Origin of the sequence: Haloarchaeobius sp. FL176 (genome assembly GCF_024609245.1) — an archaeon.
GTDB lineage: Archaea > Halobacteriota > Halobacteria > Halobacteriales > Natrialbaceae > Haloarchaeobius.
In genome coordinates this window covers 1-499 of record NZ_JANJYH010000034.1, presented here as the reverse complement: position 1 = coordinate 499, position 499 = coordinate 1, and the positions used below count along the sequence as shown (strand labels likewise).

The following is a 499-nucleotide window of genomic DNA, read 5'->3' as shown; positions in this document are numbered from 1 at the left end:
TGAGGCCCAGAGATGGGTCGAATCTGGGCTTCGCAAGGGGGCTTAAGTCGTAACAAGGTAGCCGTAGGGGAATCTGCGGCTGGATCACCTCCACAGATCGGGACCAGACGATACGTCTGGCCCACCTCGTGGTCGATTTTCGCCCGACCGGGCGCTTTAGAACCACCAAGGCTCACAGACCTCATGCTGGATCGTCGAGAGACGAGACGGGTTCGACTCCCGCGAGGTCAGTGTCGTTCGGATGGAGTTCGAATCGCTCCCCTTAAGTGTGGGAGACCGATACGACTCTATCCGAACAACGAACCGATGCACCACCCCGTGCAAGCGAGGGTGGGAAGGGTCGAACGCAGCCCAGCTTACACTCCTGGGCCGCGTTATGACACCGTGTGTACGCGCAATCCAGGCGTCCACTGGACCATTCCGGGTCACAGTGAACGTCCCATATATTAACGTGGCTACTCTGCCACCTGATGGATAGCTCGGCTCAAGAGCCGACGAA

Annotated in this window: 1 rRNA gene; it reads left to right on the top strand. The window is 58.7% G+C overall.

Going from position 1 to position 499, the window contains the following annotated elements:
- Positions 1-93, top strand: a 16S ribosomal RNA gene (locus NO978_RS19745); the annotation flags it as partial.
- Positions 94-499 lie beyond the last annotated feature (406 nt).